This is a genomic window from [Clostridium] hylemonae DSM 15053, assembly GCF_008281175.1.
GTDB lineage: Bacteria > Bacillota > Clostridia > Lachnospirales > Lachnospiraceae > Extibacter > Extibacter hylemonae.
In genome coordinates this window covers 1,017,072-1,040,332 of record NZ_CP036524.1, presented here as the reverse complement: position 1 = coordinate 1,040,332, position 23,261 = coordinate 1,017,072, and the positions used below count along the sequence as shown (strand labels likewise).

The following is a 23,261-nucleotide window of genomic DNA, read 5'->3' as shown; positions in this document are numbered from 1 at the left end:
AACGCTACCTCCATGGGTTCTCTGTAGGATATCTCACTCCTGCCGGCTGATTGTATCCAATCTCCTCCACCGGCACGCCGATATATTTGAACACTTCAAACAAAGCCTTTCCGTAATGACCGAATGCCACGGCCCCGTGATGCGGATAACCGCCCTCGATCAGCACATGACGGTAGAACCGGCCCATCTCAGGAATCGCAAACACACCTACCCCGCCGAAGGATCTGGTGGCCACCGGAAGTACCTCCCCGTGTGCTATGTAAGCTCTCAGAACATTGTCCGCCGTACTCTGCAGACGGTAGAACGTGATGTCTCCCGGCAGGATGTCTCCTTCCAGCGTCCCCTGTGTCACTTCTTCCGGAAGGGTCCTCGCCATGATCATCTGATATTTCATCTCACAGAATGACAGTTTCCCGGCCGCCGTATTTCCGCAGTGGAAGCCCATAAATGTATCCTGCAGGCCGTAGCTGTACTTACCTTTTATCTCCTGCTCGTACATATCTTTCGGCACAGTATTGTTGATATCCAGAAGCGTCACCGTATCCCCGCTCACAACAGTTCCGATGAACTCGCTCAGCGCCCCGTAGATGTCCACCTCGCAGGACACCGGAATTCCCTGTGCAGTCAGACGGCTGTTCACATAACAGGGGACAAATCCGAACTGCGTCTGGAAGGCCGGCCAGCATTTCCCTGCGATGGCCACATATTTCCGGTACCCTTTATGCTCCTCCACCCAGTCTTTCAGTGTAAGCTCATACTGGGCGAGCTTCTGAAGTATCTCCGGCTTCTTGTTGCCGCTGCCGAGTTCTGCTTCCATCTCCTTAACGACAGCCGGTATCCTCTCATCCCCTGCATGTTTATGGAACGCCTCAAACAAGTCGAGTTCTGAGTTTTCCTCTATCTCTACCCCCAGATTATAAAGCTGCTTGATCGGGGCATTGCACGCCAGGAAATTAAGGGGCCGCGGGCCAAAGCTTATGATCTTCAGATCAGAAAGTCCGACGAGCGCTTTCGCTATCGGCACAAATTCATGGATCATGTCCGCACAGTCGGAAGCGTCTCCCACCGGATATTCCGGTATATATGCCTGTACATTCCTGAGCTTCAGGTTATAGCTGGCGTTCAGCATGCCGCAGTATGCGTCTCCTCTGCCCTGTACGAGGTCATCGCCTGTCTCCTCCGCTGCCGCGATGAACATCTTCGGGCCGTCAAAATGTCTGGCAAGCAGCGTCTCCGATATCTCGGGTCCAAAGTTCCCCAGATATACGACAAGAGCGTTGCACCCTGCTCTCTTTACATCCTCCAGCGCCTGGACCATATGGATCTCGCTCTCCACGATACAGACGGGGCATTCATAGATCCCTTCTTCTCCGTATTTGTCCGTGTAGGCTTTCATCAGGTTCTGTCTTCTTGTCACGGACAGACTCTCCGGAAAACAGTCGCGGCTGACGGCCACAACTCCGATCTTTACTTCTGGCATGTTATTCATCTTCTTACATCCTCCTTGTTGGTAAATTGTGATCTATACAGTGATATTGCTTCCTTTCAGACCGCAGAACGCGCCTTCGATCCCCGCTTCCCTGTGGGCTATGAGCCATTTGTTCCTGGCAGTCATAAGCTTTCCCTCTCCTTCTTTGGACACGAGGAAATCCAGTTCCGTGTTCGTGCCCTTCGGCAGTATGACGACGCACCGGAACCCGCTTCCGGATGCCGTGCAGGGCGCATAGTGAAGCGTCGTCGCATACACTTCCAGCACTGTACCTGCCGGAACAAAGAACGCTTCTGCCTTTGAAGTATCGTACGTATAGTCCGCCTCCAGGTCCTGCTGTCTGCCGAGCAGCAGGATCAGGTCCGTCACCGCTACATTTATCTCCGAGCAGCGGTGGTATTCCAGCGCGTTCATCGCATGATTGCTGCCGTTGCAGTAGCCGACCTGAATGGGCAGTCCGCCGTACGCCATATCCCTGAAGCACTCCGCAGCCGGAAGTGCCTCCAGTTCTTCTACGGACGGTACATAGATAACGCTGTCCGACGGGAGCGGCGTGTGCTCCATCTCCTTCCTCAGCCGGCATACGTCATATTCTTCCAGCACCCGGCCGTATGTTTTAAAAGCTTCGTCTTTTACATTCTGTATTTCCATATCGTGTCCCCCCGTGAAAGGTATTAGTCAGCAGCAGCCAACTCTTCTGCCGCACTGTTATATAATGAATTATAACAACTTTTATATTTTGCTACGACCAAATATTTAGCTAGTTTATGGTCTTTTTTTGCCCTCTTTTGAGCATTTGCTTCCGTTTTTGAGGCCGCTGCCGCCGGCAATGCATAAGATCTTGCACACAGACGGAACCGGATACACACATAAAATAAAACGAGCTGGCATTTTACTGCCAGCATCGGTGTCGTATTCCCGCCGTAAGACGGCCGGGATCAAGTATTATGTTCCTTTCTGAATTCACTCGGCAGCATTCCGTATTTCTTCTGGAATACCTTTGAGAACGACTTGCTGTTCGGAAAGCCGTTCTGTATGGCGATCTCTCCTATGGCCTGTTCCGTATTGACGAGATCTTTGTATGCGTGTTCCAGCCGCAGATTGTCCAGGTATGTCTTATAATTCATCCTGGCATATTTCTGAAACATTCTGGACAGGTAGGTAGGGGAATAGCCGAATGTCTGGGACAGGCTGTCAAGAGACAGATCCCTTGCGTAATTATCTTTCATATACGCCGTGATCGTAGAGAGTTTATTCAGCTTCCGGTTGTGCTTTACCATCTCACCGTCCACATCTGTCTCCCTGTACTTTGTTACCATGAGATAGATGAGCATATAAAACTGGCTCTGAACCTTTAATTCATAACCACATTTCTTCTTGGCATATGTCTCATACATATCTCCTATCAGCTTCATGACTTCTTCGTCCTGAAGCCTTGAGCTGTGGGAAAAATAAATAAAACGTTCCTCTGTATAGTATTTTTCAAATGTGGCAAGAGGAATCTGAAGCACAATGGTCATATTCTTCTTCGGGGAGTGAATGGAATGGATCTCATTTGAATTGACAAGCATAAACTCTCCCGGCTTCAGGGAATATCTCAGCTCATTGACGTAGAACTCCAGCTCCCCCTCAAAGAGCGCAAATATCTCAATGGAACGGTGCCAGTGCTTCTCGCGCATATAATTGCCGTTCCTTCCTTCAAACACAAACATTTTAAACGGGATGTCGTCGTTTGGCATTATGATCTCATGAGAATATTCCATAATCTCCTCCTATCCTAACAGATTTACACCTCCGAGCAGCACATAGCTGATAAACCACATAATGACTGTTGCCATTAAAATTCCCAATATGATAGCTGGGAAGGCTTTTTTAAATTTAACGCCAAGCAGCGACGCGATGAGCGCCCCGGTCCAGGCCCCGGTCCCAGGAAGAGGGATGCCGACAAACAGTACAAGTCCCCAGAATTCATATTTTTCAATCTTATCGCTTTTACTCATCGCTTTTGCCTCCAGCTTATCCACCATAGGCTTCAGCTTCCTCGTACCCTTCATCCAGTTGAAAATAGGTGTGATCAGCCAGAGAATAAAGGGCACCGGAATGATATTTCCGATAATACAGAGCGGTATCGCGGTGGCAACCGGTACACCGAGCAGGGGACCTGCCACGAGAAGCGCCCCTCTCAGCTCCAGGATCGGTATCATGGATATGATAAATACGATCGCCTCTTTCCCCATGCTGCCGCCCAGCACGTCAATAATATTCTGCACTAATGTTTCTGTCATATAGTTCTCCCTTATCTGTTCATATATTTATTTAAAAATGAAAACAATGCTGTCATTTCTTCCCTCGTCCCGATGCTGATCCTCAGGTACTGTTTTATCCGCTCACTGCCCCAGTAACGTACATAGATATCGTTTGCTTTCAGCGCCTCAAACAGTTCTTTCGCATCATGGTCGGGATGCGTGGCAAAAATAAAGTTGGCGCCGGAGTCCGGGAACCGGAATCCAAGCTTCCCAAGTTCCACCTTCGCCCATTCCCTCGTCTCAACGACCGCGCGGACTCTGTCCTCAAAATACGCCCTGTCTTTCACGGCCTCCGCCCCACACACAAGAGAAGCCGCATTCATCGTATAAGAATTAAATGAATACTTGGCATCGTTGAGATATTTTATGAGCAGAGGACTGCCGATGGCATAGCCGATACGCATGCCGGCCATGGAGCGGGCTTTTGAGAACGTCTGCACCACTAGCAGATTATTATATTTATCCAGCAGCTCCAGGGCAGAGCGTCCGGCAAAATCAATGTACGCTTCATCTACAATGACGACCACGTCCTCATTGTGGGCAATGATATCTTCTACCGTATCAAGCTCCTCGTAAAGCGCTGTGGGGGCATTCGGATTCGGAAAGATCACTCCCCCGTTCTCCTTATAGTAATCTTCCTTCACCATGTGGAAATCATCACTGAGCTTCTGGCATTCGTACGGGATCTTGTACAGTCCGGCCCACACTTTATAAAAAGAATAAGTGATATCAGGAAACAATATGGGCTTATCTGAATTAAAAAATGTCAGGAAACACATGGACAGTACATCGTCTGACCCGACTCCCACAAAGACCTGGTCTTTCCCGACGTGATAATAGTCCGCCAGTTCTCTCACAAGTACGTCCGCCTCTGGATCCGGATATAGGCGCAGACAATCCGCATCCATCTCTCTGAGCGCCTTTGTGACGCCCGGCGCAGGCGGATACGGATTTTCGTTCGTGTTCAGTTTGATCACCCTGCGCTGCGGCTGTTCACCGGGAACATATGGTTCTACTTTACGGATATTCTGTTCGAATGCTTTCATATGTATTCATCCTCTTTGTCTTCAGGCAAAATATTCTGCCGCCAGTTCTTTGAACTTTGGCAGTGAGTTTACGATCGTCTCATATGACACGCAGTATGCAAGCCGTACGTATCCCGGGCAGGCAAAGGAACTTCCCGGAACGATCAGTATGTTATATTTCTTCGCCGCCTGGCAGAACGCTTTCTCGTCCTCCACCGGCGATTTTACGAACAGGTAGAAAGCGCCCTCCGGCTTAATGCATTCAAACCCGCATTCTTTCAGGCCGTGATACAGCGTCTCTCTGTTTCTGTCATAATAAGAGATATCTGTCTTCTCCCCGAGACATTTGGCCACTACCTTCTGCTGCAGCGTCGGGGCATTGACGAACCCGAGGATACGCGTGGCAACATTGGCCGCCGCCTGCACTTCTTCACTGTCCGCCACCTCGTCGGGGATCACAAGATACCCGATCCTCTCTCCCGGAAGCGACAGCGACTTGCTGTAGGAATAGCCGACGATCGTATTATCGTAATATTTTGTGAGATACGGCACTTCCGCGTTGTCATACACAAGCTCGCGGTACGGCTCATCGGAGATCAGATAGATATCCGTGCCGAACTCCCGCTGTTTTGCGTCCATTATAGCCGCCATTTTCCGGATCGTATCCTCGGAATAGACGACCCCGGTCGGATTGTTCGGTGTATTTACGATGACCGCCTTCGTCTTCGGCGTGATCTTCTGTTCAAATTCATCGAGTTTTGGCTGAAAATCTGCCGTGTTCGGCGATATCTCCACCATCACCCCGTCGTAATTGTTCGTGTAAGAGCGGTACTCTCCAAAATACGGCGCAAACGCGATCACCTCGTCGCCCGGGTTGAGCAGCGTCTTTAAAATGACGTTCAGGCCTCCTGCCGCTCCTACAGTCATGACGATATTCTCTTCCGTAAAATGAGTGCCGAACCGCCCGTTTACAGACTTTGCAACCGCGGCGCGCACATCCGCGTATCCGCTGTTGCTGTTCGTATACCCGTGCAGCGCGACCGGGTCGTCCTCGTCAAGCAGCTCTTTGATCGCTGTCTTTACCGCCTCAGGAGCAGGCACATTCGGATTGCCGAGGCTGAAATCATATACATTTTCCGCCCCGTAAATACCTGCAAGACGATTGCCTTCTTCAAACATCGCCCGGATCGCCGAGCTGTTTGCCACCATGTTTTTCATCTTCTCTGCTATCATTCTGCTTCTTCTCCTTTATCTTCTTTTTCAGTCACAAATCCCTTTTCCACCATGAACACAGGGCGGTAGGACAGTTTTGCCTTCCTGAGTCCCTCGGATCCGGTATCCTCTTCCCGGTTCACATATTTATAATCCATACACTCGTGCTCTACAAACTGCTGGTTTATCATCGGATAGGCACCCTGTATGTCTGCGAACGCCTTCTCGATATGCACGACAAAGGTGTCCGAACAGACCGGTTCGCCGATGGTGAACGCGATGATGCTGCCGTCCACTCTGAGCAGCCCGCCTGTAAGCTCAAGCTCTTCAAAGAGACGAAGCGAATTCAGCGTAACGCACATCTCTGAATTTTTGTCCGGATCGTCCTCGCAGCCGTTCTGGTTTCTCCATTTCAGCGCCATCTGGAAACATTCTTCCACATTATCTTGCGTGATCGGCTCATAACTCCAGCGGCCCTCATACGTGCTCTTGAACTTGTTGATATGGTTCCTCTTCCCATGCAGTTTCTTGCCCGACAGTGTGGCAAGCTTTTCAGACTCATACACATAGTCCGCGTCCGACTCACTGTACTCGATCTTAAACCGTCCCGGATACCATTCCTCCAACTGCGCAAAATTATCCGGCGTCACGTTGTAGAGGCTGAACGCAGAGCCTCTTTCCCGGCTGTACTCCATAAGCACTTCCAGCGCCTTCCTCACCTGTCCTGGTTCTCCGGCCGGATAGGCAAAAGATAGTCCGCTTTTCGACTCACTCTTAAATACAAGGGCATCTTCCACAACCGCAAATTCCACTTTATAATGCTTTGCCCACAGATATACATTTACAAAAGTCCGCTCACAGCTCCGGCTCGTGTGATGGTTAAAATAGTGAGATATGAGCTCCTTATCTTCAAGCTGCGGGCGTTTAAAATTAATTTCTATCATATTTTCCCTTCTTTTCTTCTGTCTGTAATTTTCTGCTCATTGAACACAGGCGGTCCAATAAGTATATTTTTTTAGTATATCATATTTTTCTTCTTTTTTCTCCTTTTTATTAAGAACCGGACAGTCAAAATAAGGAGAAGAATGATAATTATGACAGCTCCATATACGATAAACGCGAATTTATTCGGCTGTTTTACGAGCTCTATGATGTTTTTGCTGTCGATCTCTTCCTTGCGTCCCTGCGCTTTTGCATAGTGCTGCGGAATCTGGGATATGCCCTCCTTATTCTTGTCAAAGGATTCCAGATATCCGGCAAGCGCATACCATTCTTTCAGTTCTGCCCCATTTTTATCATGAATGATATGCTTTTCAAAATCCTTGACCGCTTTGCCGTCCCTGTCCTTCGGCGTGATCTTAAGCAGCCCCTTTGACGTGTCCTCCACCGCCCCGAGCATTTGAGCGGAGTATAGTCCGGCCACGACCCGGTACAGTTTATCATCCTCAAGTTCTTTTCGGGTCTTTTCACTGTCTTGCGAAAGATCGTCATAGAGCGCGGCGTCCGTCACCCGGTTCAGCATCATGCGGTTTGGGTTGTACGTCCAGTGCAGGCCGCTCGGATAGAGCTGCGCCGTCGTCATGATCGGTGATACAGATACGTCGATCTCCGCCGCCGTCTTAAGCTCCGCCCCGGTCAGGTACACACTCACGAGCGGATACCCCGGAATGCGGTCAGCCCCTATGCCGAGCGAGCATACGTTGAAGGCGTCGGAGACGGTCAGCGCTCCTTTCTGAAGGGTATCCCTGATCGTCCCGGAAGGGGCGACAGCGGCGTCTACCTTTTCATATGCATCGCCTTCCGCCTGTTCCACCGCATACACATACGAATCCGCGATGATGCTTCCAAGCGGGTCTTCCTTTAATTCACCTGCAAACCGGTCCATCTGCGTAAACGCAACGCCGTTTTCTGCAAGTACCTTGTCAAATGTATAATCAAACCTGCTCAGATATTCTTCATTTACAAGTTTTTTGTATGTGGCCAGTTCTTCATTCACCTTCGCGTCGGGAACGACCGTCTCGTCCAGATGATGGAGCGTATATTTCTCAAGCTCCCACCGTCCGTCGTCTGTCGGCGACATCTTAAGGTCTCCGAGATATTCTCCGTAGCAGCCTGCCGATACGATATACGTATCGCCGCTTTTGATGTATTCCTCAAGCTTCGTATGAGTATGCGCGCTTACGATCACATCGATCTGCGGCACTTCCTTTGCGAGAATCTCATCCTCCGACTTGTCTTCGTCTTCATTTGTGCCGCTGTGGGACAGGCAGACGATCATATCCACCCCTTCTTTTTCCAGCTCCTTTACGACCTCCTTTGAAGTGTCCACGATCGGCTCAAAGTTAAGCCCGCTCTCCGGCGCGCACGCCTCTGCATCCTCTCCGAGCACGCCGAACACACCGATCCGCACGCCTTCTCTTTCCACGACAGTGTATGGCGTGCTTCCGTAATCCTCCAGCGCATTCTGAATGAGCCGGTTATCTTTTGAATCATTTTTCTGCCAGTCGATATTGGCGGTCACAAATTTCGGAAGCACGATCGACGGATCGTCCTGCGCATTCTCAAGCGCGCTGTGAAACATATTTGCCGTTCCCTCGCTCCGGTAATCAAATTCATGATTTCCAAATGTCACTGCATCGTACCCGAGACGGCCCAGCATAGTCAGCTCCGCCGCTTCTGTCTCATATACCGTCTGGTAGAGCGTTCCCATGGAAAAGTCTCCGCCGTCAAACACGAATGTGGCGGGATTGCCGCTGCGCTCCTTATCAAGCGCTGTCTTAAGCCTCCCAAATCCTCCGACCTTGCCGTCCGCCACCTTGAATTCATCCAGATGTGAGTGGATATCATGCGTAAACAATACTGTCACCTCATCCGCCCGGCTGCTTTTCTCCTCGTTCTTTGCCAGCACGGTACTTACGCACAATGTACAGAGCATTATGACCGTAAGCATGGCCTGGCGCATTCTCCTTCTTGTCTTCATAACCTTCCTCCCCGTATGTCTCTTAGCCGGCGCCGTGCACATTCCCGCGCCGTTTGCCGTAATATAAAGTCTCATAGACTCCCTGTTTTGCGAGCAGTTCTTCGTGTGTCCCTTCCTCTGCGATCCCGTCCTCCGTCAGCACGAGTATTTTCTGCGCGTTTTGGATCGTTGTGAGACGGTGGGCGATGACAAAAGTAGTCCGGTTCTTTGCCAGTCCTTCCAGCGACTGCTGTACTACTTTCTCGCTCTCATTGTCCAGCGCCGAAGTGGCCTCATCAAAAATGAGGATGGGCGGATTCTTTAGAAACACCCTGGCTATGGACAGCCTCTGCTTCTGCCCGCCTGAGAGCTTGACGCCCCTCTGTCCGATATCCGTGTCATATCCTTGCGGAAAACTCATGATAAATTCATGGGCATTAGCATTCTTAGCCGCCCGCACCACTTCCTCATCCGCGGCCTCCGGCTTTCCGTAACGGATATTATCCATGATCGTCCCGGCAAAGAGATATACGTCCTGCTGTACGATCCCGATATTGTTCCTCAGATCATTCAGACGGAGATCCCTGATATCCGTCCCGTCCACTAGAATCTCTCCCGACGTGACGTCATAGAACCTCGGGATAAGGCTGCAGAGCGTCGTCTTCCCGGCCCCTGACGGCCCGACAAGCGCTATGTAATCGCCGGCGTCCGCCTTAAGATCTATGTGACTGAGCACCTTTTCAGCATTGTCCTCATAGTGGAACGAGACATCCCGGAAGATGATCTCACCCTTTAATTTCTCCACGTGCACGGCATCCTCTTTGTCCGCAATGTCCGGCGCTATGGACAGTATCTCGAGAAAGCGCTCAAATCCCGTATAGCCGTTCTGAAACTGCTCCGCGGAATTGACCAGCTTCTTTACCGGCTCCGTAAAGTTGTTGATGTACAGAAGAAACGTGATCAGATCAGATACGCCGACAGTGCCGGTCGTCAGATAACTTCCCCCTGCGACGAGCACTCCCACGGTCACAAGCGTGGTCAGGGCGTTCAGCCCGGAATTATACATGCCCATGTACCGGTAGCTCGTCTTTTTTGCTTCTACAAAGTTATTATTGCCCCGATCGAATTTTTTCATCTCTTCTTTTTCGTTCCCGAAAGATTTGACGACCCGGATTCCTGCCAGGCTGTCCTCGATCTGGCTGTTGATATCTGCGATCTTCGCCCGGTTTCTCGAAAATGCCTGTTTCATCTTCTTGTTGTAATATACGGCGAACAGAAACATAACCGGAATAAACGCGAATGCAGCCGCGGTCAGCCTGGCATTCACATTCACCAGTATAAGAAAAGAGCCGGCAATTTTAATGACGGAGATCAGTACATCCTCCGGCCCGTGATGCAGCAGCTCGCTGATATCAAACAGATCACTCGTGATCCTGGACAGGAGATGTCCGACCTTCTGATTGTCGTAAAAAGCAAAGGTAAGCTTCTGGTAATGCCCGAATATGTCGCTTCTCATATCTGCTTCCATCCTGGCTCCCATCATATGTCCGAAGTACGCAATATAATAATTGCACCCGAACTCCAGGAGTACAAGTGCAATCATGACCGCTCCCAGCATGATGATTGCCTGTCTCGCCTCCGGCGGCTCATAATATACGACCTGATTGGTGATATATCTCACGATCAGCGGTATCACGAGCGTGACTCCGGCCCCGAGAACGGCAAAAAACAAATCACTGTAGAACAGCAGCTTATATGGTTTATAATAGGCAATTAATTTTTTTAATTTCTCTTTCATCTTTTTCTATTCGTCCTGAAGGTTGCTCAGCTTCGCCGCCTGGTCCGCGGCGATCAGGCTGTCGATCACTTCATCCAGATCTCCGTTCAGCACAGAGTCCAGTTTGTGCAGCGTCAGTTTGATCCTGTGGTCTGTGACACGTCCCTGGGGGAAATTGTAAGTACGTATCTTCTCGGAACGGTCGCCTGTACCGATCTGGCTTCTTCTCGCCTCTGCCTCCGACGCCTGTTTCTTTTCCATCTCCAGATCATACAGCTTGGAACGCAGCAGGCGGAATGCCTTTTCCTTATTCTGAAGCTGTGACTTCTCTGTCTGGCTGTAGATGACGATCCCCGTAGGATAATGTGTGAGCCGTACTGCAGAGTCTGTTGTATTGACGCACTGTCCTCCGTTCCCGGAAGCACGCATCACGTCGATACGGATATCCTTCTCGTCGATGACAACATCCACTTCCTCCGCCTCGGGCATGATCGCCACCGTGACTGTAGAAGTATGGATGCGTCCGCCGCTCTCCGTCTCCGGCACACGCTGTACGCGGTGGACGCCGCTTTCGTATTTGAGTCTTGAATACGCTCCCTGTCCGGTGATCATGAACACCACTTCCTTGAAGCCTCCGATCCCGTTTTCACTGATGGAGATGATCTCTGTCTTCCACCTCCGGCCCTCCGCATAGTGTACGTACATGCGGTAGATCTCGGCCGCGAACAAAGCAGCCTCATCGCCGCCGGCGCCGGCCCTGATCTCCACCATTACATTCTTGTCATCATTCGGGTCCTTCGGGAGCAGAAGGATCTTGAGCTCATGCTCCAGTTCCTCCACCCTTGCCTTGGATTCGTTCAGCTCATCCTTTGCAAGTTCTCTCATCTCCTCATCGGATTCTTCCTCCAGCATGAGCAGACTGTCTTCGATCGCCTGCCTGCAGGCTTTATATTCTTTATATGCTTCCACAATCGGGGCAAGGTCATTCTGTTCTTTCATAAGCCTGCGGAACCGTTCCTGGTTATTCACCACATCAGGCTCCTGCAGCTCGCTCATGAGTTCTTCATAACGAATGAGCAGATCCTCTAATTTGTCAAACATAATTCTTCCTCCTCGATTTTCAATACACCACTGTCACTGTGTGCATTTTCTATTGTACCTGCCGCCTGCGATACGGTCAAGACCTGCCAGGTCCTTTTTCACAAAGACGTCCGCGTATCCGGACTGCTCAAGCAGCGCGCACACATCCTCTGCCTGGTCGTGTCCGATCTCAAACATCAGATATCCGCCCTCTGCGATATAGGCGGCGCTTTCCGCCGTGATCCTCCTGTAAAAATACAGACCGTCCTTCTTCCCGTCCAGCGCGATATACGGGTCATGCAGGCGCACTTCCCGCTGAAGCTTCCGGATCTCCTCCGTCCGTATATAAGGGGGATTTGACACGATAAGATCATATCTTTCTTCAGCCTTCTCAAACAGATCACCCGTACAGAACCGGGCACAACAGCCGTTATTACCCCTTCCCGTCTCTGTGCGTCCAAGCAGGCGCGCTGCATTGTATTCTGCCACCGCCACTGCCTCCGGCGATATATCGCTTCCCGTCCCTTCCAGCCGCTCCATGCGCAGCCGTTCCCGGCCGGCTTTCAGAATGCTAATGAGGACGCATCCGGAACCGGTGCACATGTCCAGGATGCGCATGCCCGGCGCAAGTACCTTGAGCGCCTCTTCCACGAGAATCTCCGTATCCTGCCTCGGTATGAGCACATGTCCGCTCACCCGGAACGAATATCCCATGAATTCCTGCTCCCCGGTAATGTGCTGGAGCGGCTCTCTTCGCGCTCTGCGTCCGATATGCGCAAAGTAGGCGTCCTCCTTGTCTGCGTCCAGTTCTGTCTCCGGGTGCGCGTAATATGCCGCCCTTGTGATCCCAGTGACGTACTCCAGCAGATACCACGCATCTATGCCTGCCTCCTCAATACCCGCACCGGCGAGAAGACGCGTGCCTTCCTTATAGATCTTCTGTAGGTTGGAAATTCTCTGCTTCATATGCTCTCCAGTCAAACACTGCCTCTACGGCCTGTATCGCCACCTCTATCATACTGTCGTCCGGCTCTTTTGTCGTCAGCTTCTGTATTGCCAGCCCCGGTCTGCTCAGAAAGTTGACCACCGGATTCTCACTGCTCCCCGCCAGCTTTAATATCTCGTAGGAGATGCCGGCTATGACCGGAATGAGGGCAATTCTTATGACGACACGCATGAGGGGAGATTCCACCTGGATAACGAGCAGCAGTATGATGCTGACCGCCAGCACAAAGAAGAGAAAGCTCGTTCCGCATCTCTTGTGCTGCCTGGAACTCTCTCTGACATTGTCCACGTTCAGAGGGAGTCCGTGTTCGATACAGTTGATGCACTTATGTTCCGCCCCGTGATACATAAATGTCCGCTGTATGTCCTCCATCCTTGAGATGAGAAGTACATATGCGATGAAGATGCCGATACGGACGAATCCTTCTATGACCGTTCTGACATGATAGGACGGAACGAGCGGCTTCAGAAAGCCGGACAGAAAATAGGGCAGCACCATGAAGACGGCAACCGCGATCACAACAGAGACAGCCACGGTCCCTCCCATAAGCCATTTATCCTGCTTTTCCTTTTTTGCCGCTTCTGCCTCTGTCAGCTCCTTTTCCTCTTCCTCCTCTTCAAAGAACCCCGCCGAATAGGTCAACGTCTTGATTCCGAGTACCATGGAGTCTATGAAATTAAATATCCCGCGGACAAACGGTATGCGCGTCAAAGCTTTCCACTTAACGATACTGCTGTACGTATCCTTCTCCACGATGATCTCTCCGTCCGGCTTTCTGACCGCAACAGCGTAATCATCCTTGTTCTTCATCATGATGCCTTCCAGAACGGCCTGTCCTCCGATATTAGATGACTTCATATATTCCCCTTTCGATGCCTATATACAGAAAGGGTTGAGATTAAACAACCTCAACCCGCTACTTGTATGACTATTTGTCCATTCCGTATTTTTTGTTAAACTTGTCAACACGGCCACGGGCCTGTGCAGCTTTCTGCTGTCCTGTGTAGAACGGATGGCATTTGGAACAGATCTCCACGTGGATTTCTTCATTTGTTGAGCCTGTCACGAATGTGTTGCCGCAGTTACAGGTTACAGTTGCCTGATGATATGTTGGATGGATTCCTTCTTTCATGATTTTCACCTCTTCTTTATTTTACTCACGCGCATCGCGCGTCTGATAATGTTCAATTTCTAAACAGCTTTGTTATTGTATCACAAAACAACACTCTTGTCTATATTATTTTTGTCTTTTTTACCATTTGAATAAGTTCATTATTACTCTTTGTTCTCGTGAACATATTCAGAATATTGTCTACAGCCTCTTCCGCCCGCATGCCGTTCAGCGCGCGTCTCATAGAATCTACCGCTTCCTGCTCTTCCCCGGAAAGCAGCAGGTCTTCTCTTCTCGTGCCGGACTTTGGAATGTCGATGGCCGGGAACACTCTGCGCTCGGAAAGTTTTCTGTCCAGAACGAGTTCCATATTGCCCGTTCCTTTAAATTCTTCATACACGACATCGTCCATCTTGCTTCCCGTGTCCACAAGAGCAGTCGCAAGGATCGTAAGGCTGCCGCCTTCACGCATGTTTCTTGCCGCTCCGAAGAAACGCTTCGGCATGTGCAGCGCCGCAGGGTCAAGACCGCCGGAAAGAGTTCTTCCTGACGGCGGCACTGTCAGGTTATATGCACGCGCCAGCCTTGTGATACTGTCCAGAAGTATCATGACATCCTTTTTGTGCTCCACAAGACGCTTGGCCCGTTCGATCACCATCTCCGACACACGCTTGTGATGGTCCGGAAGCTCGTCAAATGTAGAATAGATGACTTCCACATTTTCCCCTTCAATTGCTTCTTTTATATCTGTCACTTCCTCAGGACGCTCGTCAATGAGAAGTATGAGCAGATGTATCTCAGGATTATTCTGCCTCACAGACAGCGCCACCTGCTTAAGCAGGGTCGTCTTTCCTGCCTTCGGCGGCGACACGATCATCCCCCTCTGTCCTTTGCCGATCGGCGAGAGCAGATCGACGATCCTCATGGCGGTGCTTGTCTTGCCGCATTCCAGACGAAGTCTCTCGTCCGGGAAAATAGGCGTCATATCTTCAAAATTGCTCCGGCGCAGCGCGCGCATCGGCTCCATTCCGTTGATTCTGCTCAGATAGAGCAGGGCGCTGAATTTTTCCTGCTGCGTCTTGATGCGTGTATTTCCTTCCAGAATATCTCCTGTCTTCAGGTTAAACTTCCGAATCTGTGACGGGGATACGTATACATCATTATCTCCCGGCAGGTAATTATCGCTTCTTATAAAACCGTATCCGTCCGGAAGCACTTCCAGGATGCCGCGGGCCGTAACCCCACTGTCCAGCTTGTCAATATCATGCACTTCCTTGTCACCTGTGTTGGCAGACATCTCCTTGACATTTTCCCGCTCTGCCTTTTTTTCCTTCTCATCTTCTTCCAGCATAAGTTCGATCAGCTCTGCTTTCTTCATCGTTGAGATTCCTTTTAATCCTCTCGCCTTTGCCAGGTCCTTTAACGTTGCAAGCGGCAGGGATTCATACTTTGCTTTCATCATAATCGACTTTCCTTTCCGTTATTAAATCTTTGATATTCACTGTGGGAGTCATGGTCTGAAACGACCAGCCTGAAATAATTAATATTTATTGGACATATTATACACCATCTTCCAGAAAATAGAAAGACTTTTTTTCAAAACCTTATCCGCGTGGGCTGGTAAGCCTTGTCAACCGAAGATATCAATGATATATTAATTAAGTAAAAATATTCATGAAAAGGCGGCGATGCGATGGCTGTGTACTGGGGCGGAAAGAGATATCACTCTCTTGACTTTTTTCTGAAGAATACGTACGGAGAAAAATTATACAAGATCGCCCTGGATGGGGGTATGACTTGTCCGAACCGGGATGGGACGCTCGGCACCCGCGGCTGTATCTTCTGCAGCGAAGGCGGTTCCGGAGACTTTGCCTCGGACAGAAAACTGACCGTCACGGAGCAGATCGAGTGCGGGAAATTGCGGACTGCCGGAAAATATGCCGGCAGTTCTTATATCGCATATTTCCAGGCATATACGAACACCTATGCGCCGCTCCCTTATCTCAGGCGTATCTTTACTGAGGCCGCCCGGCACCCGGATGTCCGCATCATTTCCATTGCCACGAGACCTGACTGTCTTGATAAAGATGTCATATCCATGCTTGAGGATATCCGGCGGATAAAACCGGTGTGGGTGGAGTTAGGGCTGCAGACTATCCACGAAGAGACCGCCGCTTTTATCGGACGCGGATATTCTCTCCCGGTCTTTGAACAGGCGGCCGCCATGCTGCAGGATGCCGGTATCGATGTGATCGTCCACACGATACTTGCCCTTCCGGGGGAAGATCTGTCCATGATGCTGGATACACTTCATTATCTGAACGGCGCCGGTATCCAGGGGCTGAAGCTTCAACTGCTTCACGTCCTTAGAGGTACTGCTCTGGCCGCATATTATGAGGCACATCCGTTCTGGATCCCGTCCATGGAAGAGTATTTTTATCTGCTCGGCAGATGTATCGGCAGCATAAGCCCGGATATCGTTCTCCACAGGCTCACCGGCGACGGCCCGAAACAGCTGCTCATAGCGCCGAAGTGGAGCGGCAATAAGAGACTTGTATTAAACCAGATGCAGTCATATCTGAAAAAGCATGACATCTGGCAGGGAAAGGAGTTATGACGATGGCTGAACCATTTACACTATACAAACTGATCATTCTATACATGCTGAAAAAAGTAGACTTTCCTCTTACCAATTCCCAGATATCGGAATTCGTGCTGGATGAAGGCTACACGACATACTTCAAACTCCAGCAGGCGATATCGGAGCTGATCGCCTCCGGCTTTGTCAGGGAGGAGTCAACCCACAGCAGGACCTTCTATCACCTCACGGCAGAAGGTGACGAGACGATCCGCTACTTTAAAAATGATATCTCCCCCGCCATACAGCAGGACATTGACTCCTTCTTAAAGGAAAAACAGTATGAGTTAAAAAATGAAGTTGCCGTCAAATCAGACTATTATCAGAATTCGAATATGGAATACTCGGTCCGCTGCCAGGTATTCGAGCAGGGCGCCCCGCTCATTGACCTGACCCTCACCGTACCGACGGAGTCTGAGGCTGTGACGATATCCAATAACTGGACGAAAAAGAATCCGCAGATATACGCGTTTATTATGGAGAACCTTCTATGAGATCAAAAAAAGTGTCTTTAAAGAAACTGTTGGAACTGTATGCAAGTTTCTTCCGGATCGGAGGGCTTACGTTCGGCGGCGGGCTTGCGATGCTGCCCATGCTGAAACGGGAGGTGGTAGAACAGCGTAAATGGTGTACCGAGGAAGAGGTGCTGGATATGTACGCCATCGGACAGTGCACTCCCGGTGTCATCGCTGTGAATACCGCCACTTACGTCGGTTACCGCCAGGCAGGGTTCACAGGAGGCGTCTGCGCCACGCTCGGCGTCATCTCGCCATCCATTATCATTATCTGCCTCATTGCGTCCATTCTCCAGAATTTTATACATCTTCCCGCCGTCGTACATGCACTTGCGGGAATCCGTATCGTCGTCTGCGCACTTATGGTGAACACAGTCGTGACGATGGCGAGAAAAGGAATTGTAGATAAGCTTGGTGTCGCGCTCTTTGCCGCCGCATTTCTTCTCGCCTGCTTTACCCCGGTCCCGACCGCCGCTGTCATCGTCCTTGCCGCCGCCGCAGGCGTCATCGCCAAAAAGGCAGAGGGGAGAAAACTGTCATGATCTATATCACACTGGCTTATGAATTCTTTAAGATCGGACTGTTCTCCATCGGGGGAGGCATGGCCACCCTGCCGTTCCTCATGGATCTGACGTCCAGATACGACTGGTTCTCTGCAAGCGAACTGGCAAATATGGTTGCCATAAGCGAAAGTACGCCTGGTCCGGTGGGCATTAATATGGCCACCTACGCAGGCTACAACGCAGCCGGGATCCCCGGCGCTCTTGTGGCGACACTTTCCCTCGTGGCGCCGGCGCTCATCATCATCGTCATCATCGCCAGATTTCTGGAAAACTTCAGCGAGAATCCGACGGTGAAGGCTGTCTTCTACGGAATCCGGCCTACTGTGGCCGCCCTGATCGCTTACGCCGTGTGGGAACTGCTTAAGATCGCTCTTTTCTCCGTCAGCGGAGGGCAGATACGGATAGATTATCTGAGCCTTTTCATCTGTGCGGCAGTATTCGGCCTCCTTCAGATCCGGAAGCTCGCAAAGCTCCATCCTGTCATATGGATCGCCGCAGGCGCCGCAGCCGGTATTATACTGAAGCTGTAGTCACGCTTCCTTATCGAGAAGGAATTCACTCATCACATAATTACTCACATCTGTTCCCTTCTCTGTGAGCCGGACCGCGTCGCCCTCCATTTCCAACAGCCCTTTCCTGCACATCTCTATTATCACTTTTCCGTACACACTCTCGACCGCCCTGCCAAAGCACTTCTGAAATGCCTTCTTCGATATTCCTTCTGTCTTTCTAAGACCGAGGAACATAAATTCTTCCATCTGTTCCTGTACCGACAACTTGACCGGCTCTTCCCCTTCTGTAAAACGGTACTCCTGCATGAGAGATGCCGCTCCGGTTCCGATCCCGAGGTACTCTGCCCTGTTCCAGTATCCGAGATTATGCCTGCATTCATATCCCGGCCTGGCATAATTGGATATCTCATATCTGTGATACCCATATTCTGAAAGAATATCGCGCGTGTGCATGTACATGAGACGCTCTTCCTCCTCCGACGGCAGTTCCCCGGCCCGTTTTCCATTGCCGTACCGCTCGAAGAACGGAGTACCTTCCTCAATGATGAGGCTGTAGGCGGATATATGCTCCGGTCCAAGCCCGGCTGTCCTGATCAATGTCGTATCCCAGCTGTCCACGCTCTGAAACGGGATCGCAGACATCAGATCCACATTGATATTGTCAAAGCCTGTCTCTCTTGCCGCATCAAATGTTTGAAGAAAATCCTCATACGTATGGATCCTCCCGAGCATTTTCAGCTCACTGTTATCCGTCGACTGCAGACCGATACTGAGCCGGTTGATCCCGGCATGCCGGAGCGTCTTAAACTTTTCTTTTGTGACTGTCCCGGGATTGGCCTCCATCGTTATCTCGGCGCCTGCGTCTATCGGGAACGTGCCTCTGACCGCGTCCATAATATCGAGTATCTGAGCCCCCTCCAGCACAGAGGGGGTCCCTCCACCGATAAAGACAGTCACAACATGATAAGCCTCTGCCAGCTCTCCGTAGGAACGGATCTTCCGGCAAAGGCCTGTCACATATTCCTGCCGCTCCTCCTTCGTGGAAGGAGCGGATTGGAAATCACAATATCTGCATTTTTTGATACAAAATGGTATATGAATATATAATTCTAATGGTCTCATCTATTTATCATCCAATTTCAGTACGCTCATAAATGCCTTCTGCGGTATCTCAACATTGCCCACCTGACGCATCCGCTTCTTTCCTTCCTTCTGTTTCTCAAGAAGCTTGCGCTTACGGCTGATGTCGCCGCCGTAACACTTGGCGAGCACGTCCTTTCGCATGGCTTTTACAGTTTCTCTTGCTATGATCTTGCTTCCGACGGCTGCCTGGATCGGGATCTCAAAGAGCTGTCTTGGTATCTCTTCCTTGAGTTTCTCACACATTCTGCGGCCCCGCTCATACGCGGTCTCCGCATGCACGATAAAGGACAGGGCGTCCACCTCTTCCTTGTTGATCAGTATGTCCAGTTTCACAAGATCTGAGCGCTCATAACCTGCCATCTCATAGTCAAAGGAAGCGTAGCCTCTCGACCTGGACTTCAGCGCGTCAAAAAAGTCATAGATTATCTCATTCAGCGGCAGATGATAGCGGAGCACCGCTCTCGTCTCCTCGATATATTCCATCCCGTCGTACACACCGCGGCGCTCCTGGCACAGATCCATAATGGCGCCGATAAATTCGGATGTCACCATGATCTCCGCCTTCACGACCGGCTCCTCCATATATTCGATCTCGGAGGGATCCGGCAGGTTGGACGGATTGGTGAGCGGTATCATGTCTCCGTTTGTCTTATACACTTTATATATAACTCCGGGAGCCGTCGTCACCAGGTCCAGATTATATTCCCGCTCCAGCCTCTCCTGTATGATCTCCAGGTGAAGCAGCCCGAGGAATCCACAACGGAAACCGAATCCAAGAGCGATCGAAGTCTCCGGTTCAAACTGCAGAGAGGCATCGTTGAGCTGAAGCTTCTCAAGCGCGTCTCTGAGGTCCGGGTATTTTGCTCCGTCCGCCGGATACATGCCGCAGTACACCATAGGATTGACTTTCTTATATCCCGGAAGGGGCTCGCTGCACGGATGTTCTGCATCCGTGATCGTGTCTCCGACGCGGGTATCTTTCACATTTTTAAGGCTTGCGGTAATATAGCCGACCATGCCCGCGCTCAGTTCTTCACACGGAATGAACTGGCCTGCCCCGAAGTATCCTATCTCAACCACCTCGGCCGACGCCCCGGTAGCCATCATCTTGATCTTCGTCCCTTTTCTGACCGTTCCTTCTTTGATACGGCAGAAAACAATAACTCCTTTGTAGGAATCATACACGGAATCGAAGATAAGCGCCTGAAGGGGGGCCTTCGGATCTCCGCCCGGCGCGGGGATCTTCTCCACGATCTGCTCCAATACTTTCTCCACATTGAATCCTGTCTTGGCCGATATCTGAGGCGCGTCTTCCGCCTCAATGCCGATGACATCCTCTATCTCCTCTATGACTCTGTCCGGATCCGCGCTCGGCAGATCCACCTTGTTGATCACCGGCATCACGTCCAGATCGTGGTCCAGCGCCAGATAGACGTTGGCCAGCGTCTGTGCCTCCACCCCCTGTGCGGCGTCCACGACTAAGATCGCGCCGTCACAGGCCGCCAGGCTTCTGGACACTTCATAATTAAAATCCACATGTCCGGGGGTATCGATCAGGTTAAAGATATACTCCTCCCCGTCATCTGCCTGATACACGATACGCACCGCCTGCGCCTTGATCGTGATGCCGCGTTCCCGCTCCAGTTCCATATTGTCCAGCACCTGAGACTGCATCTCCCTGCTCGTCAGCATCCCTGTCTTTTCTATGATACGGTCTGCCAGCGTTGATTTCCCATGGTCTATATGTGCTATGATACAAAAATTACGAATTTTACTCTGTTCTACTTCTGCCACTTATATCGTTCCTTCCGCTATATTTCTTTCATGTCCGTGCACAAAACACAGGCCGGCAAAGCCTGCGCTTCGCCAACTGAGGGTAGTATATCACGCGGCACTGTACTTTACAATGAAAAGTTCCACGCTCATCACATCGTTTAAACGCCCTGTTTTCACCAGCTCTTCCGTATCCGCGGCATCTTCCATGATGCGCTTTAACTCATGAACCGCAAATGTCCTGCTCTGGCTTATATATTTGCCTGCCACAAACGGATGAAGTCCCGCTGTTTTGGCGATCTGGGCCTTGTCAAATCCTCTTCCGAGGAGATCCTTTACCTCATACAGAAGTTTGAACTGTCTGGACAGCAGGTATAGGATCCGCATCGGGGGCTCCTTCAAAGCCAGCAGGTCATAATAATAATCCAGCGCCTTTTTCTGATGCTTTGCCGCCACGGCCTCGATCATGTCAAATATTTTATTTGTGATCTGCGTCGTACATACGGCATCGATATCCGCAGGAGTGATCTCACTTCTGTCTATGGCATAACAGAACAGCTTCTCAAGTTCTCTGTCCAGATTCTCCATATCTGTGCCGGTCTTTGATATGAGATAACGTACGGTAGATTCCTTGATCTGCTTTCCTTCTCTCTTTACATTGCCGCCGACCCACATGATGAGGGTCTTCTCATCCTGGCGCCCCATCTCAACAACGCGTCCTTTGTCTTTTACGGCTTTAAACATCTTCCCCCGCTTGTCTGTCTCAGACTCCACAAAGAGAAAGCACGCTGTGCCGGGCATGGATCTGATGTAATCCGCCAGTTCCGGCGCCGCGTTCTTGAAGAGCCCTGAATTCTCCACGACAATAAGACGGCGCTCGGCAAAAAAGGGCATCGTCTCAGCCAGATCGATGAGCTCGGTGATGTGGATGCCCTTTCCTTCATAATAGGCGTAATTCACCGTATCCCCATCAGGAAGCATGGCGCGGGTCAGCTTATCTTTATACTGCTTTTTCAGATAAGCCTCTTCCCCGTACAGCAGATAGACCTGCTTAAATTGTCCTGTCCTGATATCCTCATTCAAACTCTTCATAATAAATTAACGCACCATATCCCTTGTTATCTCATCCAGACTGTGAGCGCCGCACATAGCCATCGTGTCGGAGAGCTCCGCCGCAAGCCTAGACGTATATGCGGCAACTCCTTCAGCCCCGCCGCCATACACAGCGGTCACGTACGGCCTTCCGATGAGCACCGCGTCTGCCCCGAGCGCAAGCGCTTTGAATATGTCTACACCGGAACGGATCCCGCCGTCCACGAATACCTTCATATCACTGCCGGCCGCCTCCGCGATCTCTTCCAGCACCTCCGCCGTTGCCGGACACTGGTCGAGCACGCGGCCCCCGTGGTTGGAGACTACAATGGCGGCTGCCCCGGCCTCCTTTGCCTTCAGAGCGCCTTTGACGGTCATCACTCCCTTTATGACGAACGGCACGCCCGCCTCCGCCACGATCTCTTTTAATTCTTCCACAGTTTTGCTCCCCGCCGGAGGGGTCAGATTCTTAAGAAACGGCAGTCCGGCCGCATCGATATCCATGGCGGCCGCAAACGGGCCTGCCTCCTTGACGAGCGCAAATTTTTCTTTCAATGTATTAATATCCCACGGTTTTATCGTCGGTATTCCCCGTCCTTCCTTCCGGCCTATGGCTTTCGCTGCCGCTTTCATGACATCCGGATTCGTGCCGTCGCCTGTGAACGCTGCGATCCCGGCGTCCGCGCAGGCAGATACGAGGATATCGTTGTATTCCAGATCATCATACTTATCGCCGTAGTGAAGCTTCATGGCGCCTATCGGCGCTGCAAATACCGGATACTTGAACGTCTTTCCAAATACCTCAAAGGTCATATCCACCGGTCTGTTTTCACAGATCGTGTCCATGTTCACGCAAAGTTCCTGCCATTTCTCATAGTTGCGTACCGCCACTGTTCCGCTTCCTTTTGCCCCTGGTCCCGGCACTTTATTTGTGCATGCCTTTCCGTTACATACCGGACAGGCTTTACAGTGTTCTCCCATACATGTTCTGGCATTTGCCAATACTTCCTCATACGTCATGATCATTACCTCACTTCTATATTTTTATCCTGTATCTCAG

Annotated in this window: 23 protein-coding genes; 4 read left to right on the top strand and 19 right to left on the bottom strand. The window is 50.8% G+C overall.

Annotated features, from left to right (window positions below; all coding sequences use genetic code 11):
- Positions 1 to 4: 4 nt before the first annotated feature.
- From LAJLEIBI_RS04905 to rho, 15 genes are all read right to left on the bottom strand, one after another.
- The gene (locus LAJLEIBI_RS04905) at positions 5 to 1,489 is read right to left on the bottom strand and encodes an L-fucose/L-arabinose isomerase family protein (protein WP_006441807.1); all 1,485 of its coding nucleotides are present in this window, start codon (positions 1,487 to 1,489) and stop codon (positions 5 to 7) included.
- A 33-nt stretch (positions 1,490 to 1,522) separates the two neighbouring features.
- The gene (locus LAJLEIBI_RS04900) at positions 1,523 to 2,140 is read right to left on the bottom strand and encodes a DUF4867 family protein (RefSeq protein ID WP_006441806.1); all 618 of its coding nucleotides are present in this window, start codon (positions 2,138 to 2,140) and stop codon (positions 1,523 to 1,525) included.
- Positions 2,141 to 2,163: 23 nt separating this feature from the next.
- On the bottom strand, positions 2,164 to 2,394 hold the full coding sequence (locus LAJLEIBI_RS04895) for a hypothetical protein (protein WP_006441805.1): 231 nt from the start codon (positions 2,392 to 2,394) through the stop codon (positions 2,164 to 2,166).
- Between the two features lie 33 nt (positions 2,395 to 2,427).
- Positions 2,428 to 3,252 carry an AraC family transcriptional regulator gene (locus LAJLEIBI_RS04890; protein ID WP_006441804.1) on the bottom strand — a complete coding sequence of 275 codons (825 nt, stop codon included), beginning with the start codon at positions 3,250 to 3,252 and terminating at the stop codon, positions 2,428 to 2,430.
- Positions 3,253 to 3,261: 9 nt separating this feature from the next.
- Entirely contained in the window at positions 3,262 to 3,774 is a 513-nt protein-coding gene (locus LAJLEIBI_RS04885; RefSeq protein WP_006441803.1) for a COG2426 family protein, read from the bottom strand.
- Between the two features lie 11 nt (positions 3,775 to 3,785).
- Positions 3,786 to 4,841 carry a histidinol-phosphate transaminase gene (gene hisC / locus LAJLEIBI_RS04880; protein WP_006441802.1) on the bottom strand — a complete coding sequence of 352 codons (1,056 nt, stop codon included), beginning with the start codon at positions 4,839 to 4,841 and terminating at the stop codon, positions 3,786 to 3,788.
- Between the two features lie 21 nt (positions 4,842 to 4,862).
- Positions 4,863 to 6,053, bottom strand: coding sequence for a pyridoxal phosphate-dependent aminotransferase (locus tag LAJLEIBI_RS04875; protein ID WP_006441801.1), 1,191 nt, complete (start codon positions 6,051 to 6,053; stop codon positions 4,863 to 4,865).
- Positions 6,050 to 6,976 (bottom strand): DUF2156 domain-containing protein, encoded by a 927-nt coding sequence (locus LAJLEIBI_RS04870; RefSeq protein WP_006441800.1) that lies wholly within the window; start codon positions 6,974 to 6,976, stop codon positions 6,050 to 6,052. Before LAJLEIBI_RS04870 ends, LAJLEIBI_RS04875 begins: the two co-directional genes overlap by 4 nt.
- A 71-nt stretch (positions 6,977 to 7,047) precedes the next feature.
- Positions 7,048 to 9,012: a bifunctional metallophosphatase/5'-nucleotidase gene (locus LAJLEIBI_RS04865; RefSeq protein ID WP_050765454.1), complete on the bottom strand. Its 1,965-nt coding sequence runs from the start codon at positions 9,010 to 9,012 to the stop codon at positions 7,048 to 7,050.
- A 22-nt stretch (positions 9,013 to 9,034) separates the two neighbouring features.
- Positions 9,035 to 10,789 (bottom strand): ABC transporter ATP-binding protein, encoded by a 1,755-nt coding sequence (locus tag LAJLEIBI_RS04860; protein ID WP_006441798.1) that lies wholly within the window; start codon positions 10,787 to 10,789, stop codon positions 9,035 to 9,037.
- 6 nt (positions 10,790 to 10,795) lie between these two features.
- Positions 10,796 to 11,869 carry a peptide chain release factor 1 gene (prfA, locus tag LAJLEIBI_RS04855; protein ID WP_006441797.1) on the bottom strand — a complete coding sequence of 358 codons (1,074 nt, stop codon included), beginning with the start codon at positions 11,867 to 11,869 and terminating at the stop codon, positions 10,796 to 10,798.
- Between the two features lie 33 nt (positions 11,870 to 11,902).
- Positions 11,903 to 12,814, bottom strand: a complete 912-nt coding sequence (gene prmC, locus LAJLEIBI_RS04850; protein ID WP_006441796.1) for a peptide chain release factor N(5)-glutamine methyltransferase — start codon at positions 12,812 to 12,814, stop codon at positions 11,903 to 11,905.
- On the bottom strand, positions 12,777 to 13,712 hold the full coding sequence (locus tag LAJLEIBI_RS04845) for a DUF1385 domain-containing protein (RefSeq protein ID WP_006441795.1): 936 nt from the start codon (positions 13,710 to 13,712) through the stop codon (positions 12,777 to 12,779). The genes prmC and LAJLEIBI_RS04845 overlap by 38 nt, the downstream gene beginning before the upstream one ends.
- A 70-nt stretch (positions 13,713 to 13,782) precedes the next feature.
- The gene (gene rpmE / locus LAJLEIBI_RS04840) at positions 13,783 to 13,986 is read right to left on the bottom strand and encodes a 50S ribosomal protein L31 (RefSeq protein WP_040434644.1); all 204 of its coding nucleotides are present in this window, start codon (positions 13,984 to 13,986) and stop codon (positions 13,783 to 13,785) included.
- A gap of 100 nt (positions 13,987 to 14,086) precedes the next feature.
- Positions 14,087 to 15,427 (bottom strand): transcription termination factor Rho, encoded by a 1,341-nt coding sequence (gene rho, locus LAJLEIBI_RS04835; RefSeq protein ID WP_330573036.1) that lies wholly within the window; start codon positions 15,425 to 15,427, stop codon positions 14,087 to 14,089.
- Positions 15,428 to 15,658: 231 nt separating this feature from the next.
- Here rho and mnmL point away from each other — a divergent pair, with 231 nt between their 5' ends.
- Genes mnmL through LAJLEIBI_RS04815 form a run of 4 tightly spaced genes read left to right on the top strand, consistent with a single transcriptional unit; the run spans position 15,659 to position 18,211 of the window.
- Positions 15,659 to 16,582, top strand: a complete 924-nt coding sequence (mnmL, locus tag LAJLEIBI_RS04830; RefSeq protein ID WP_006441284.1) for a tRNA modification radical SAM protein MnmL/YtqA — start codon at positions 15,659 to 15,661, stop codon at positions 16,580 to 16,582.
- Between the two features lie 2 nt (positions 16,583 to 16,584).
- Positions 16,585 to 17,097: a DUF4364 family protein gene (locus tag LAJLEIBI_RS04825; RefSeq protein WP_040434504.1), complete on the top strand. Its 513-nt coding sequence runs from the start codon at positions 16,585 to 16,587 to the stop codon at positions 17,095 to 17,097.
- Complete coding sequence (locus LAJLEIBI_RS04820; protein ID WP_006441282.1) at positions 17,094 to 17,660, top strand: chromate transporter; 567 nt, start codon at positions 17,094 to 17,096, stop codon at positions 17,658 to 17,660. Before LAJLEIBI_RS04825 ends, LAJLEIBI_RS04820 begins: the two co-directional genes overlap by 4 nt.
- Positions 17,657 to 18,211 (top strand): chromate transporter, encoded by a 555-nt coding sequence (locus LAJLEIBI_RS04815; protein ID WP_006441281.1) that lies wholly within the window; start codon positions 17,657 to 17,659, stop codon positions 18,209 to 18,211. Before LAJLEIBI_RS04820 ends, LAJLEIBI_RS04815 begins: the two co-directional genes overlap by 4 nt.
- Here the strand turns inward: LAJLEIBI_RS04815 and hemW are convergent, their stop codons facing one another.
- The 4 genes from hemW to LAJLEIBI_RS04795 all read right to left on the bottom strand — a co-directional run bounded on the left by hemW (position 18,212) and on the right by LAJLEIBI_RS04795 (position 23,221).
- Positions 18,212 to 19,315: a radical SAM family heme chaperone HemW gene (hemW, locus tag LAJLEIBI_RS04810; RefSeq protein WP_006441280.1), complete on the bottom strand. Its 1,104-nt coding sequence runs from the start codon at positions 19,313 to 19,315 to the stop codon at positions 18,212 to 18,214. It lies immediately after the preceding gene.
- Complete coding sequence (gene lepA / locus LAJLEIBI_RS04805) at positions 19,316 to 21,130, bottom strand: translation elongation factor 4 (protein ID WP_006441279.1); 1,815 nt, start codon at positions 21,128 to 21,130, stop codon at positions 19,316 to 19,318.
- 90 nt (positions 21,131 to 21,220) lie between these two features.
- Positions 21,221 to 22,201, bottom strand: a complete 981-nt coding sequence (gene holA / locus LAJLEIBI_RS04800) for a DNA polymerase III subunit delta (protein WP_006441278.1) — start codon at positions 22,199 to 22,201, stop codon at positions 21,221 to 21,223.
- 6 nt (positions 22,202 to 22,207) lie between these two features.
- The gene (locus LAJLEIBI_RS04795) at positions 22,208 to 23,221 is read right to left on the bottom strand and encodes an alpha-hydroxy-acid oxidizing protein (protein WP_040435249.1); all 1,014 of its coding nucleotides are present in this window, start codon (positions 23,219 to 23,221) and stop codon (positions 22,208 to 22,210) included.
- Between the last annotated feature and the right edge of the window lie 40 nt (positions 23,222 to 23,261).